We start from the raw sequence: 14,038 nt of genomic DNA, 5'->3' as shown, positions 1-14,038 counted from the left end.
GGTTCAATAAAAAAAGCTTCTCAATTGAGAAGCTTTTTTTGAAAATGGAATAGTCTAATTATGACTTCATATTTGAAACTTTGTATGTTTTACCATCGCCTGTAGCTTGAACTACTTTGGTTAGGCTTTCAGGAGTCTGAATGGTTTTGTCGAAAGTCACTGTGGCCAATTTTTTATCAAAATCTACAGTTGCTGTTTGCACCCCATTAAGTCCCGTCAATTCATCTTGTATGGTTTTGGCGCAACCAATAGCACACGTCATCCCTTCCACTTTGAAACTTGCAGTTTGCAAATTAGCGAATGCAATTTCTTTTTTAACGTTAGGAGCAGTAGTTTCTGTTGTTACCATTCCAGTTTTAGAAGCTTCTGAAGCATTTTTTTTACAACTTACAAACAAAAAACTTGCAATTGCTACCACTGCTATAGATTTTATGATATTCATTAGGATTGGATTTAAATTAATTATCTAAGAATCAGTCGTAAAATTAATAAAAAAAAGAAGCTGAATTTCATAAAATTATTACAATTTTGGGGCAAAATTAGATTTATGAATGCAAGACAATTGAAATGGGTTTACTTGATGATTCTTGCCCTGATATGGGGAAGTTCATTTATATTGATAAAAAAAGGGTTAATTGGATTAAGCGCGTTACAATTGGGTTCTTTACGAATTCTGTTTGCAGCCATTTTTCTATTATTGATAGGTTTTAGAAGTCTGATGAAAATCCCGAAGCAAAAATGGAAATACATTGCGCTGACTTCTATGTTTGGCACCTTTATTCCTGCCTATCTTTTTGCCATTGCCGAAACAGAAATAGACAGTTCCATAACGGCGATTCTAAATTCTTTGACTCCATTAAACACGTTGATTTTGGGAGCGATAGTTTTTGGAATAAATTTCAAAAGAAGTCAGGTTTGGGGAGTTTTTATAGGACTTTTGGGAAGTATGCTGTTGGTTTTTAACGGAGCAATAAACCATCCGGAGCAAAACTATTATTATGCTATTTTGGTTATAATTGCTTCTGTTTGTTATGCTATAAATGTCAATTTGCTGAAAAAATATTTATCTGATTTAAGTCCGCTGAGTATTACTACTGGAAATTTTGCGTTTTTGCTTCTACCTACATTGCTTATTTTATCTTTTTCTGGCTTTTTTGAAGTAATACATATCGCCAAAGTGCAACATTCGATTTTGTTCATTATGATTTTAGGAGTTGTAGGAACTGGAATTGCTAATATTCTTTTCTTTAAACTGATTCAAATGTCTTCGCCTGTTTTTGCCACTTCGGTAACGTATTTAATTCCGATAGTTGCTTTCTTTTGGGGATTGCTAGACAATGAAATGCTAACTCCTGTTCAGTTTTTTGGAGCATTTATTATTTTGATTGGCGTTTATTTGTCTGCCAAAAAATAAAGTTTACAATAATATAGAATGTTTTATAAAACAAGAAAGGCTGTCGTTTAAGACAGCCTTTCTTGTTTATTTCAGGATTTGATTATTTGAAATCTGCGTCGGTAACTCCTTCGTTGATTTTTACTTCGTTGATTTTGATATCCAATTCAAAGCCAACATTCTGGATGATATTAAAAGGAACTTTCACTCCTTTAACGTCTCTGTAATCACTAAAGTTAGTTACTTGAGTAATAGACTTACCTCCTTGATCCATTGTTTTTGAGTTTGCCAGTTTTAAACCTGTAGTCATATCATAATACAGCGTAGTTTTACCGTCCTTAATGGCATAAGTATCTTTACCATTAATAGTTTCAATACCCGCAAGTGTTACACCATCTTTTTTATCCAATAGTAATTCTTCGAATAGGACTGCGCTGTTTTTCATTTCAACCAACTCAGCTCCTGTAAAGTCTTTTCGTTGTCCTTGTTGTAGCACATAAGCACTAGTTTCATTAACTACTTGTTTCATAAGACTCATGGTTCCCATGGCTAACTCTACATTTAATTTACCTTTCGCATCTGCTTTTGAAGTAAAAGTTAAAGGTGATGGTGCTTGAGGTATTACTGTTGAACCCACCATAGCGATTGTTTTTACCGCTTTTACGGCTTTTTCTCCACCTATGGCAACAATGTACTTATCTAAGACACTCTTAATGGTTACGCCTGCTGGCATATCTTTTTTGAAAATTGGTTTTTCAATTGCCTTTCCGTATTTATCAAAATAGAACATTGGAATTTTTAGTTTCTCCAGTGAAGGAGCTACCTCAGATCCTTTACCTACAACCACTATTCTGATATTATCCGCTAAGAAAAAGCGGTTAGCTACGCTTTTAATGTCTTCTACCGTTACTGCATTTATATTTTTAATATAGTTTTCGTAAAAATCAGCAGGCAAATTTTGTGTTTCAGTATTTAACGCGTAGCGCGCTACTGTAGATGGTTTTTGAACTTGCATTACAAAGGTACCAATGTATTTTGCTTTTGCATTTTTCAAATCGTTAGCAGTTACTAATTCTGTTCTGATTTTTTTTAATTCGCTTAAAATTTCAACTACTGAACTATCCGTTACAGCATTTCGTACTGATGTTGAAGAACGAAATTTTTCTACGTATTTACCGAATCCTACATCCGAATAAGCTCCATATGTCCATCCGTGTTTTTCGCGTAAGTTTAAAAATAACCTTCCTTCTCCGCCACCGCCAAGAATCTGATTGGCTAAAATTGCAGCAAAATATTGTTTGTCGGTAATTTTTAAATTGATTGTATTTACCACTGAGATTTCAGACTGAACTGCGTTTGGCATATCTACAAAATCAATCTGAGTTTGTTGCACGTTTTTAGGATCAGGATATATAATCTTAGGCGCACTTGCTTTGGTCCAAGAGCTAAAAAGTTTTTCAACCATTTTTTTTACTTCTTTCGTATTGACATCGCCTACTACAACCAAGTAAGCATTTCCAGGAACGAAATTAGTTTTGTAGTTTGCAACAACATCCTTTAAAGTAACTTTGTTAATACTTTCCGCACTTAAAAACTCACCTGAAGGATGATTTACTCCAAATGCCAAAACATCTTCCACTCGTCCAGCAACGGCAGCGACGCTTTTTTCCTGTGTTTTTATTCCTTCTAAAAGCTTTGCTTTTATTTTATCAAATTCTTCTTGCGTAAATATGGTGTTCAATGCGCCATCAGCCATTAATTCTAATATTCTTCCAGAATATTTAGACAATCCGCTGGCAGAAGCACCTTTTGCATTAAAATTAATATTTGCCCCTAAAAAATCAACTTCTTCATTAAAGGCATCTTTTGATGTTTTCGTCGTTCCACTTCCGATAAGTTGGCTTGTAATATCTGCTACTCCTTTTTTGTCTCCTTCCGCATAAGGCATGTTGTCTAAGCTAAGGCTATAGGAAACTCGAGGCAGTTTATGATTTTCCACTACCATTACTTTCAGTCCGTTTTTAAGCTCAAAATTATTGGATTTACCGATTTTAATTGTCGGAGGAGCTGTAGGTTTTGGTTGCGGGATTACTTGTGCTTGCAAAACTAAAGTCAAAAATAGACTTGATAGTATATATATTGTTTTTTTCATGATGGTCTGTATTATTTTTTGGCTTTGTCTGATGATGGAACATAATCTAATACTAATCTTTGGTTAGGATTTAGATATTTTTTTGCAACAGTTCTAATCTCTTCCGGAGTAATGCTGCGGTACATCTCAATTTCGGTATTGATTAAGTTTACGTCTTTGTAAAGCATATAGAAAGTGGCCAGATTATCTGCTACTCCGTCAATAGAGGCATTGCTGTTTACGTATTGATTCTCATACTTGTTCTGAAGCTTTTGTAACTCCTTGTCAGAAATTAATTCGGTCTGTAGTTTTACGATTTCAGAATCAATTTCGGTTAGGATGTTCTCAGATGTCCTTGGTGCTTGAGGTAAACCATACAGAATATACGTTCCGTAATCTTCCTGACTATAGCTAAATGCACCAATTTGCAAGGCCATTTTTTTGTCGTCAACTATTTTTTTGTATAATCTTGAACTTTTACCGTCACTTAAGATTGTTGATATAAAATCCAAAACTCTGGCATCACGAGTTTTCATCGATGGAGTTCTGTAAGCAGCCACTACCATTGGGATTTGAATGTTTCCATCCTCAAATTTTGCTTTGATGGTTTGGGTTATTGGTTCTTCTACAAAAGTCTCTCTTTCAATAGCAGTTCCCTTTTTTATGGCGCCAAAGTATTTTTGTACCCATTCTTTAGTCTGATCGGCGTTAAAGTCTCCAGCTATTACAAGCACTGCGTTGTTCGGGATGTAAAATTTCTTATTGAAGTCTTGAAATTCCTCCAGTTTTGCAGCATCTAAATGATCCATTGAACCAATAGTAGTCCAGCGGTAAGGATGTTTTGTGAACATTTTTTTCTTTACCTCAGGAATCATTTGTCCATAAGGACTGTTGTCATAGCGCAATCTTTTTTCCTCTTTGACAACCTCATTTTGAGTATCAACACCAATTTTGTTAATTACAGGATGTAACATTCTTTCAGATTCCATCCATAATCCTAATTCAAGATTGTTAGAAGGGAATATTTCGTAGTAGTACGTGCGGTCTTCGGTGGTATTGGCGTTATTTGTCCCTCCATTTCCGGTGACAATTTTAAACCATTCTCCACGCTTGATGTTCTCAGTACCTTCAAATAATAAATGTTCGAAAAAGTGAGCAAAACCAGTCCTTTTAGGATTTTCATCTTTAGCGCCTACATGATACATTACTGATGTTATCACAACTGGAGCCGAAGGGTCGTTTTGTAAAATAACATGTAAACCATTGTCTAGATTGTATTCTTCGAAAGCTACTTTTTGTGCAGAAACGGCTCCGCCAAGCAAAAGTGTGGCGCTTAACGCCATTATTGATTTTTTCATAAATGTTAATCGGTTGATTTGCCTATAGGTCGTGTTTTAAACTGTATTGTTACACTAAAACGAACTTTTTTCATAAGATTTTACGTCTTTTTCCGGCAGTAGATAAATTAAATAAGTAGTGGGTCTCTTTATTTGCTAAAACAATAAAAAAAGGCTCTCCATCATTAAATTTGATGGAAAGCCTTTGTAGCCTAAAAGTATGAAATAGCGGTTTTTATTATAGAACAGGTTTTTCTATTGGATTGCCATAAATATCAAAATAGAACATGGGAATCTTCAGTTTTTCCAGTCCGGGAATCACTTCCGATCCTTTACCGGCGATTATGATTCTAGTATTGTCTAAAAGAAAATATTTATTGGCAGCTCGCATCACATCATCAGGTGTTACAGCATTTATGGTTTTAATGTAATTTTCATAGAAATCAGTTGGAAGATTTTCGGTTTCTATGTTTAATGCATAACGTGCAATTGCTTGAGGTTTTTGAACCTGCATGACAAATCGCCCAATATACCCTGCTTTCACATTGTTAAGCAATTCCACGGATACTTTCTCGGTTCTTATTTTTTTTATTTCTTTAATAAACTCAACAACCGCACTGTCAGTAACTGCGCTTCGTATTGCGGATGCCGCTTTTAATTTGGTTACATATTTTCCAGATCCAATAGTTGCACTGGCACCATAGGTCCAGCCGTGTTTTTCTCTTAAATTCATGTTTAAGTAACTGGTGTAATCACCCCCAAGAATATATGTAGCCATGACCGCGGGGAAGAAATCTTTGTCGCTCATTTTTAAATTCAAGGTGTTTACCAATGAAATTTCCGATTGAACGGCGTTCGGTACATCCACAAAATTTATTTGGGTGAAAGCAACATTTTGGGGAGCGGGATAGGTAAGTTTTGGCGTACTTCTCTTTTTCCAAGGACCAAAAAGGTTTTCAACAATTGGCTTTACTTCGTTATATTTCACATCACCAATAATCACCAAATAAGCGTTTTCCGGCACAAAATAGGTTTCGTAATTCTTTTTAATATCCGCAAGAGTTACATTTTTCAATGTTTCTTCTGACATATATTCCCCGGAAGGATGGTTTTTTCCAAAAGCAAGCGCTTCAACCACTCGGTGAGCAATTGCAGGAACGCTTTTCTCCTCGGCTTTAAGGCCTTCGAATAATTTGGCTTTTTCTTTTTCGAATTCTTCTTGTGTAAAATTCGGATGCAGTGCTCCATGTGCCAATAGTTCCAAAATTCTTCCTGAATATTTAGAAAGCGAACTGGCGTAAGCCCCTTTAGAACCAAAATTTATATTGGCACCCAAGAAATCAATTTCTTCATTGAAGGCGTCTTTGGCAATTTTAATACTGCCATTTCCAATCATATTATTGCATAATTCATCAACTCCTTTTATAGTTCCTTCAAAAAAAGGTTCGTTATCCAGAGCAAGGTTAAAAGTCACTCGGGGTAATTTGTGATTTTCAACAATCATTACTTTCAAGCCATTGTCTAAAACAAAGGTTTGCGGTTTTTTTATATTTACCACTGGAGAAACTCCAGGTTTGGGTTGTGGACGGGCTTGTGGGTGCATAATTCCTGTTGCGAACAAAATTAATAATAGAATAGTAGTTTTTGATAATCGAGAAAGTCTTAATTTGGAGCAGTCGCGGAAGGAACATAATCCAAAATAAGTCTTTGATTTGGATTTAAATATTTCTTGGCCACATCCCTAATTTCTTCTCGTGTTATAGAATGCAATAGTTCAATCTCCGTGTTTATCAAATTGATATCTCCATAAAGCAAATAATAGGTGGCTAAATTTTCGGCAATTCCTTCCAGAGTGGCATTCTTGTTTACAAAACGATTGTCAAACGTGTTTTGCAATTTTTGGAAATCTTTCTCCGAAATCAGTTCTGTTTGGATTTTCACAATCTCTTCATCAATTTCTTTTAGCAATTCCGCAGAAGTATGAGTACCCATTGGCAAACCATACAAAATGTACATTCCGTAGTCTTCTTGGCTAAAGCCAACAGCATCTATTTGCAAGGCCATTTTCTTTTCATCCACGATTTTCTTGTACAATTTCGAACTTTTCCCATCGCTTAAATAAGACGAAATCAAATCCAAAACTCTGGCGTCTCTCGTTTTCATCGAAGGCGTTCTGTACGTAGCAATAAGCATTGGGATTTGAATGTTATGATCCACATAATTAGCGTGAATGGTTTGCGTTATTGGTTCTTCAACAAATGTTTCCTTTTTTAATGTTTCTCCTTTTGCAATTGAACCAAAATATTTTTGAATCCATTCTTTGGCTTTGGCATTTTCAAAATCTCCCGCAACAACCAATACAGCATTATTTGGCGTGTAAAACTTTTTATTAAAAGCTTGAAATTCTTCTAAAGTGGAAGCGTCTAAATGCTCCATGGAACCAATTGTCGTCCAACGATACGGATGCTTTTTGAACATGTTTTCTTTTACGGCTCCAATAATATTCCCATAAGGCTGATTATCGTAACGAGATCTTTTTTCTTCTTTTATTACTCCGTTTTGAGTATCAACTCCAATTTTATTGATTACTGGATGCATTAATCTTTCGGATTCCATCCAAAGTGCTAATTCCAAATTACTAGAAGGAAAAACTTCATAATAATACGTACGGTCATCAGAGGTGTTGGCGTTATTCACTCCACCATTTGAAGTGACAATTTTAAACCACTCCCCTCGTTTTATATTTTCGGTACCTTCGAATAATAAATGTTCGAAGAAATGAGCGAAACCAGTTCTGTCAGGTGTTTCATCCTTCGATCCCACATGATACATCACCGAAGTTACCACAACGGGAACAGAAGAATCATTATGTAAGATGACATGCATGCCATTGTCTAAATTATATTCCTCGAAAGCAATTTTTTGAGCCGAAGCCACTCCTCCTAGCATAAGCGCAGTACTTAAATTGATTATTGTGTTTTTTATAAAGATTAATAAGTTATCATTTTTCAAAAGTTAAAAAGCAAAAATTATTAATCTATCAAAAATACCTTTTTTTAATGATGATTGTCTTATGATTTTAATTTTAACAAACTTCTAACGATAAAAAGCTACTAATAAGAAGATAAAGCCTTGAAAAATAGAGCCTAAAACTTATAAAATATTTTTTTACTTAAGGAATTGCATGATAAATATTTAATTGTATATTTGCAACCTTAAAAATCAATAAATCAATTCGGTATGTATGCAATCGTAGAGATAGCAGGGCAACAGTTCAAAGTAAGCAAAGACTTAAAGGTTTATGTTCATCGTTTGACTAATGAAGAAGGTTCAAAAGTTTCTTTTGACAAAGTTCTTTTATTAGATGACAATGGAACAATCACTTTAGGCGCCCCAGCTATAGAAGGTGCTTCAGTAGAAGCTAAAGTGTTACAACACTTAAAAGGAGATAAAGTTATCGTTTTCAAAAAGAAAAGAAGAAAAGGATACAAAAAGAGAAACGGTCACAGACAATATCTTACTCAAATTGTAATCGAAGGAATTAGCGCAACAGGAACTAAAAAAGCAGCTCCAAAAGCTGAAAAAGTAGCTGAAGCTAAAGCTCCAAAAGCATCTAAAAAAGTAGATGATTTGAAAATTATCGAAGGAATTGGTCCTAAAGCTGCTGAAGCATTAGTTGCTGCAGGAGTTGATACTTTCACTAAATTGGCTAAAGCATCATCTGATTCTGTTAAAGAAATTTTAACAGCTGCAAGTGCTACTTTAACACATTTAGATCCAACTACTTGGGCTCAACAAGCTCAATTGGCTGCTGATGGTAAAATGGATGAATTAAAAAAATTACAAGATGAATTAAACGGTGGTAAAGCTGTTTAATTAATTACTAACAAAATAAACTAATACGTCATGGCTCACAAGAAAGGTGTCGGTAGTTCTAAGAATGGTAGAGAATCAGAATCAAAACGTTTAGGCGTTAAGATATTTGGTGGTCAAGCTGCTATTGCTGGGAACATCATCGTAAGACAAAGAGGTTCAAAACATAATCCAGGTGCAAATGTTTACATCAGTAAAGATCACACCCTACACGCAAGAGTAGATGGAGTTGTTTTCTTCCAAAAGAAAAGAGATAACAAATCATACGTTTCTATACTTCCATTTGAAGTTGAAGCATAATTGATTTTCTCAATTTATTAAAAAACCCGTTTCGTGAGAAGCGGGTTTTTTGTTATTTAATTCTAGAAGTAGTAATTTTTACATCAGCATCAGCCCAGCTTTTTGTAATCAGACCCTCCATCTCTTTTACCTTACTTGGATTATTACTTTTTTCATACGCTAATTTTAATCCCTGTTGTGCCCAGCCATTATTGCGATACTTTTTCAAGTCTTCTTGATAGGTTTTTATGGCATCGTTATATTTCCCTGCTTCAATTTGAACTGCGCCTAGATGGTGTCGTACGGAGAAAAACCAATCTGGAGGTTCGTTATAGTTCAAGTTGTCTTCAATAGTTATGGCCTCTTTGATAAGAGAAATACTTTGGTTATAGTTTCCTTCTGAAGCTAAAATTTCGCCTTTCAATACTTTACTGGCGATTTGTAACACATCGTACATTGTATTAATATCCCAAATTGATATTTTTTTCATCGCATTGTCATTGGACAAAACTTCTAATTTGCCTAACTCGGCTTTTGCTTTCGCAATGTCTTTTTTCCCTAAATATGCCATTCCCCTCCCATAGTGAGATATTGCTACCGGATATTTCAGCGTATCGGAAACTAATTTCATTTTTAATATATCATCCCATTTTCCAAACTTTACCGCCACAAAATAAGGAATAACATAATAATGCTGTAAGGTTGACCAACCCGGCTCCGTCATTGTTTTTGGGTGTACAAGCTTTGATGTTTCATTGGCTCCTATCATCGCCGATTTGTAATTCCCTTCTAATGTGGCGCAAGCCGCCATAAAATGATAGTTATGCGGAAAATAGGCTAACGGATACGAACCCTTTGCGTGACAAATTGTAACATAAGTACTGTCCTTTTTTACCGCATTAATATTTGCTAAAGTCCCTTTGTGGTACTCTCCGGTTCTGATATAGATGTGTGAAGCCATGTGAACTAAGTGTCCAGAACTTGGAGCCAATCCGTCATCAAAACGTTTTGCCGAAGCATTGCCTCTTTCTGCATTATTAGATGCTTCAACCGCATGAATATAGAAATGATTGGCACCAATGTGCTTCGGATCTTTTTTCAATATATTTTCTAAAAGAACTATAATTTCCAAAGTCCATTTCTTTGGTTCCCCCTTTTTATCATGCAAATCCCAAGGATGCATATCCATAATGGACTCGGCGTATAAAGTTGCAATTGTATTGTCGTTGGGAAATTTTTTAACTACATTCATCATGGCTTCGGAGTAGGCACGATCTAATGAGCTTCTATCTTGCATCGCTTTTGCAACATATCTTTTCGATAATGCATTTATTAGTGCTTTTTCTTTTTCCGATGCATTGGCTGTAAGTTTTAGTGCTTTTTGAATGGCTTTGTATGCCCTTTCATAATTATCGGGTTCCATTCCTGCATTGTAGTTTGGACCCAATACATAAGCGTAGCCCCAAAAACTCATTGCAGATTGTGGGTCTAATGTTGTCGCATAATAAAAAGATCGGGCCGCTTCTGCATGGTTAAAACCGAAGGCAAAGGCTAATCCTTGATTAAAATACTTTTGAGCTTCACTATTTTTGGTGCTTATTGGATAATCAATAATATCCATTCCTTTAAAGAGAGGTGCTTTATGATAAGATGCATACCATTTAATGTCTATAGTTTCTGGTGCGCAACTGTAACGAATTTTACCAGCTAACCCATTGTCTTTTGGTTCTGGTGCTTTTTTACACGAGCAAAATAAAATACAAATTAGTGCGATCACTCTTAATATATTACCCATGAGTTTGTATTTTAGTTATATCAATTAACCGGTTTGGTGCAATTAGTAAAGACGTCAGTTCGAGGATTTTTTGTGTAACAAAATGAAACAAAAAATATATCGAGAACCGTTTTTAAAAACAATTTTTGTTGTTCTCGATACAATTTTCTTCTCGAGGCTTCGGGAGAAAATCACTCGAACTGACGAAAAATCATCATCAAAAACTAATAACCCCCAACGGGTTATCAAATATAGTTAATAACGTAATTCCTTCAGAATAAACCATATATGTTTTTTTCTTAGAACGTAGGATAGCAATAAAACCACTCCCTTAAAACAAATAAAATCGCTCTATACTTCCATTTGAAGTTAGCGCCTAATTGATTTTCTCAATTTATTAAAAAACCCGTCTCGTTAGAAGCGGGTTTTTTGTTTAAATAAAAACATATCACTTACACTGTTTGTCAATTGGAGGAAGTTATTAAGTTAAAAAAAAGCTTTTACACTAAAAAGACACAGAAGCACTAATGATTTAAATATTTTTTACGCAGTGGATTTTATAGAGGAGGATTATTTATCATTGTAATGTCCTATAGCAGAAATGATAATTACTACTACTTCGTGGTCGATGATTTCATAGATTAATCGATCCTTTTTGTTGACTTGTCTGGACCAAACATTATCGTCTTTGTATTTTAGTTTTTCAGGCTTACCAATTCCAGTGGTTGGATGTGATTCTAATTCAAGAAATATTTTTTCAATTTTTAAAATATCCGTTTTCTTGCCCGATTTTTTTATTTTTAACAAATCAGCAAGCGCTTCTTTGCTTATTTCTATTGTATATCTGCCCATATATTTTTAGTATCTACTTTGGTGTAGTTTTCTTCTCTATAAGCAGGCTTCTGAAAATTCTTGTGATGTTTTTCTAGTCTTTCAAGTATCTCAGGATTTGTAATTTCATTGTTTTCCTCAATTACTTCCACATCAAAAGCTTTCAAAATTTTTTTGATGATGGCTATTTGAGAAATGTCTTTTATGTTTACAGTAAGTGTCGTCATTTGAATAAGTAATCAATGAAGATACAAAGATATAAAATATTTAGGTTGTTGTTGAATGCTTGATTGCTAAAATAAACCCTCCTGATTCGAAAGAGAAAATAAGGGTTTTGCTAAAAGATATTGAATAGTTGAATTGATTTTCTCAATTATTAAAAAACCCGTTTCGAAAGAAACGGGTTTTTTGTTTTTAACGACAATATAAGGTCACAACAGTCACTTCCTACTTTTATTTTATTATCACTTCAGCGGTTTTTTGTCTGTTATCACACTAGGCAATATTGTATCCTTATATAAGCAGTCAGAATATTCTTTAATTAACTAAAAAACAAACGATTGCGCCTTAATTAAGTGTTTTTAGCAAATAATATTTCGTACTTTTAATAGTAAAATACAGTATTACTAATCATTAAATTGTACAATTATGAAAAAATTATTCATGTTTATCGCAGTAATTTTGTTTAGTGCTAATATGATTGCTCAGGACAAACTTTATTTATTATTTGAATTTATGAAAGTCGATAATGAACAAGAAACCGCTTACGGGGAAACGGAGAGTTTTTGGCAAAAGATTCATGACCAACGTGTCAAAAACGGAGATATTATAGGATGGGATCTTTGGTCATTACAACCAGGAGGCGAAGATCAAGGTTATCAGTACTTAACAGTTCAGGTCTTTAAAGATCCTGTCAAAATGTTTCAAGGCGGAGGCGATTTAATGGCAGCAGCCAAAAAAGCATATCCAGCAATGTCTGAGCAAGATCTTATCAATAAATTAAACCAGTCTGCTAAAAGCAGGGATTTAGCAGCAAGATTTTATTTGGAACAAATTGATCTTACCAAAGGACAATTTGATATGCCTTTAGGTACAGTTGCCCAAATAAACTTAATGAAAGTCGGGATGGATAATTATGCAAAATATGAAAATGCTGAATCAAAAACCTTTAAACTAGATCATCAAAAACAGGTAGATAAAGGCAATAGGGCCAGTTGGGAATTACTAAGAGTCATGGCTCCCACTGGCAGTGCTGCTTATGCCTCACATATTACTGTAGATATGTTTAAAGATTTCAATCAATATTTTGGGATGCCTAATGATACCGGTACAGTTTACACAGCAACACAAGAAAAAGAATTTCAAGAGGGCCTGGCTTCACGAGATCTTAAATGGGCATATATTGCAACTTTGATTAAAAAGGTTCGATAAGCATAAAATGTTCTCTACTATATAAAACCTGTTTCGAAAGAAACGGGTTTTTTTGTTTAGATGTTAATATGATTGGATAGCAAATTCTTAGAATAGATAAAGTACTGATTAAACAAGAAGCGTAATTTAAGGTTGATTTACGCTATGGTTTTATATAAAATAAATGCATTTAATAAAAAATAAAAACGAACTGACTAATAGGACATTAGCGCTTGTTGAATAGTTCAAAATTATATAAGTAATTCTTATTAAAAAAACCTAGCAAGAAACTGAACTGATTTCAGTTTCTTACTAGGTTTTCGTCATTTTGTAAATCAGAAGTGGAAGTGATTTAATTTTTCGCTTCTTTTTTGTCTTGTTTTTCTTTAATTGCCTTTTCTTTTTCCTCTTTCTTTACTCTTTTCTCTTCTTCGTGCTTTTTAATGAGTTCTTCTTTTTCCAGTTTAGAATTCTCTACTTCTTTTTTGAAATCATGTGCTTTTTTCGAACTGGATTCTAATTGAGAATTTATTTTACTTAATTTTACTTCGTACTTAGACAAATCGTTTTTTGAGTTTTTAATGCTTTTTTGTAATTCAGTACCATCGTTCTCTTTGGATTTTGTTACAAGATTTACTAATTCCTCTTGCTTCATCTTTAAATCAGCCTCTTTTTTTATTGACTTTTTTTCTAGCTTTTCTAACTTTCGTTCTTCTTTTGCCAATTTTTTTTCTGCGATTTCAATTTTACTCATTGAACGGGACATCATACTGCGCATTTGCTGTTGCTGCATATCCATTTGTCGTTGCATTGCCCATTGTGCATTCTGGTTACTCATTTGGCGTTGCATATTTGCTGATTGCTGCATTTGCATATTAAAGTTTTGTGCATTTGTAAAAAATGGCAATAGCATTACTATTATTAAAATCAAGCGTGTTCTCATAATTTATTTGATAAGTTTTAATTAATTTTAATGTTTTGAGTTTGAAAGAAATTGTGCTTATAGCTTG

The 14,038-nt window shown here is 34.2% G+C and carries 13 protein-coding genes; 4 read left to right on the top strand and 9 right to left on the bottom strand.

Annotated elements, in window-relative coordinates:
• Window positions 1-58: 58 nt before the first annotated feature.
• Complete coding sequence (locus tag H4V97_RS11630; RefSeq protein WP_209549792.1) at window positions 59-442, bottom strand: heavy-metal-associated domain-containing protein; 384 nt, start codon at window positions 440-442, stop codon at window positions 59-61.
• Window positions 443-547: 105 nt separating this feature from the next.
• Here H4V97_RS11630 and H4V97_RS11625 point away from each other — a divergent pair, with 105 nt between their 5' ends.
• The gene (locus tag H4V97_RS11625) at window positions 548-1,414 is read left to right on the top strand and encodes a DMT family transporter (protein WP_209549791.1); all 867 of its coding nucleotides are present in this window, start codon (window positions 548-550) and stop codon (window positions 1,412-1,414) included.
• 82 nt (window positions 1,415-1,496) lie between these two features.
• Here H4V97_RS11625 and H4V97_RS11620 read toward each other — a convergent pair whose 3' ends face one another.
• From H4V97_RS11620 to H4V97_RS11605, 4 genes are all read right to left on the bottom strand, one after another.
• Window positions 1,497-3,545, bottom strand: a complete 2,049-nt coding sequence (locus tag H4V97_RS11620; protein WP_209549790.1) for a M16 family metallopeptidase — start codon at window positions 3,543-3,545, stop codon at window positions 1,497-1,499.
• A gap of 11 nt (window positions 3,546-3,556) precedes the next feature.
• Window positions 3,557-4,882, bottom strand: coding sequence for a M16 family metallopeptidase (locus tag H4V97_RS11615; protein WP_209549789.1), 1,326 nt, complete (start codon window positions 4,880-4,882; stop codon window positions 3,557-3,559).
• Between the two features lie 217 nt (window positions 4,883-5,099).
• Window positions 5,100-6,464, bottom strand: a complete 1,365-nt coding sequence (locus tag H4V97_RS11610; RefSeq protein ID WP_209549788.1) for a M16 family metallopeptidase — start codon at window positions 6,462-6,464, stop codon at window positions 5,100-5,102.
• A 59-nt stretch (window positions 6,465-6,523) separates the two neighbouring features.
• A complete protein-coding gene (locus H4V97_RS11605) occupies window positions 6,524-7,810 on the bottom strand; it encodes a M16 family metallopeptidase (RefSeq protein WP_245345264.1) in 1,287 nt (428 codons plus the stop codon).
• Between the two features lie 291 nt (window positions 7,811-8,101).
• Between H4V97_RS11605 and rplU the strand changes: the two genes are divergently transcribed.
• Window positions 8,102-8,737 (top strand): 50S ribosomal protein L21, encoded by a 636-nt coding sequence (rplU, locus tag H4V97_RS11600; RefSeq protein ID WP_196850023.1) that lies wholly within the window; start codon window positions 8,102-8,104, stop codon window positions 8,735-8,737.
• A gap of 30 nt (window positions 8,738-8,767) precedes the next feature.
• Window positions 8,768-9,034 carry a 50S ribosomal protein L27 gene (rpmA, locus tag H4V97_RS11595; protein ID WP_086453627.1) on the top strand — a complete coding sequence of 89 codons (267 nt, stop codon included), beginning with the start codon at window positions 8,768-8,770 and terminating at the stop codon, window positions 9,032-9,034.
• 52 nt (window positions 9,035-9,086) lie between these two features.
• Here rpmA and H4V97_RS11590 read toward each other — a convergent pair whose 3' ends face one another.
• From H4V97_RS11590 to H4V97_RS11580, 3 genes are all read right to left on the bottom strand, one after another.
• Complete coding sequence (locus H4V97_RS11590; protein WP_209549787.1) at window positions 9,087-10,808, bottom strand: hypothetical protein; 1,722 nt, start codon at window positions 10,806-10,808, stop codon at window positions 9,087-9,089.
• A gap of 549 nt (window positions 10,809-11,357) precedes the next feature.
• Window positions 11,358-11,639: a Txe/YoeB family addiction module toxin gene (locus tag H4V97_RS11585; protein WP_209549786.1), complete on the bottom strand. Its 282-nt coding sequence runs from the start codon at window positions 11,637-11,639 to the stop codon at window positions 11,358-11,360.
• A complete protein-coding gene (locus H4V97_RS11580) occupies window positions 11,621-11,845 on the bottom strand; it encodes a hypothetical protein (RefSeq protein WP_196850026.1) in 225 nt (74 codons plus the stop codon). Before H4V97_RS11580 ends, H4V97_RS11585 begins: the two co-directional genes overlap by 19 nt.
• 421 nt (window positions 11,846-12,266) lie before the next feature.
• Here H4V97_RS11580 and H4V97_RS11575 point away from each other — a divergent pair, with 421 nt between their 5' ends.
• Window positions 12,267-13,049 (top strand): hypothetical protein, encoded by a 783-nt coding sequence (locus tag H4V97_RS11575; RefSeq protein ID WP_196850027.1) that lies wholly within the window; start codon window positions 12,267-12,269, stop codon window positions 13,047-13,049.
• A gap of 331 nt (window positions 13,050-13,380) precedes the next feature.
• On the opposite strand, the gene H4V97_RS11570 is transcribed toward H4V97_RS11575, so the two are convergent.
• Complete coding sequence (locus H4V97_RS11570; RefSeq protein WP_209549785.1) at window positions 13,381-13,896, bottom strand: hypothetical protein; 516 nt, start codon at window positions 13,894-13,896, stop codon at window positions 13,381-13,383.
• Window positions 13,897-14,038: the final 142 nt, after the last annotated feature.

This window comes from Flavobacterium sp. CG_23.5 (assembly GCF_017875765.1).
GTDB lineage: Bacteria > Bacteroidota > Bacteroidia > Flavobacteriales > Flavobacteriaceae > Flavobacterium.
The sequence above is the reverse complement of the archived record's forward strand: the minus strand, read 5'-3'. Positions and strand labels throughout refer to the sequence as shown.

Bases quoted from the DNA above. Each gene is read 5' to 3' on its own strand.
- H4V97_RS11590 (WP_209549787.1), bottom strand. From the start codon at position 10,808: ATGGGTAATATATTAAGAGTGATCGCACTAATTTGTATTTTATTTTGC.
- H4V97_RS11615 (WP_209549789.1), bottom strand. From the start codon at position 4,882: ATGAAAAAATCAATAATGGCGTTAAGCGCCACACTTTTGCTTGGCGGA.
- H4V97_RS11620 (WP_209549790.1), bottom strand. From the start codon at position 3,545: ATGAAAAAAACAATATATATACTATCAAGTCTATTTTTGACTTTAGTT.
- H4V97_RS11610 (WP_209549788.1), bottom strand. From the start codon at position 6,464: ATGCACCCACAAGCCCGTCCACAACCCAAACCTGGAGTTTCTCCAGTG.
- H4V97_RS11605 (WP_245345264.1), bottom strand. From the start codon at position 7,810: ATGCTAGGAGGAGTGGCTTCGGCTCAAAAAATTGCTTTCGAGGAATAT.
- H4V97_RS11570 (WP_209549785.1), bottom strand. From the start codon at position 13,896: ATGCAGCAATCAGCAAATATGCAACGCCAAATGAGTAACCAGAATGCA.
- H4V97_RS11580 (WP_196850026.1), bottom strand. From the start codon at position 11,845: ATGACGACACTTACTGTAAACATAAAAGACATTTCTCAAATAGCCATC.
- H4V97_RS11575 (WP_196850027.1), top strand. From the start codon at position 12,267: ATGAAAAAATTATTCATGTTTATCGCAGTAATTTTGTTTAGTGCTAAT.
- H4V97_RS11585 (WP_209549786.1), bottom strand. From the start codon at position 11,639: ATGGGCAGATATACAATAGAAATAAGCAAAGAAGCGCTTGCTGATTTG.
- H4V97_RS11630 (WP_209549792.1), bottom strand. From the start codon at position 442: ATGAATATCATAAAATCTATAGCAGTGGTAGCAATTGCAAGTTTTTTG.
- rpmA (WP_086453627.1), top strand. From the start codon at position 8,768: ATGGCTCACAAGAAAGGTGTCGGTAGTTCTAAGAATGGTAGAGAATCA.
- rplU (WP_196850023.1), top strand. From the start codon at position 8,102: ATGTATGCAATCGTAGAGATAGCAGGGCAACAGTTCAAAGTAAGCAAA.
- H4V97_RS11625 (WP_209549791.1), top strand. From the start codon at position 548: ATGAATGCAAGACAATTGAAATGGGTTTACTTGATGATTCTTGCCCTG.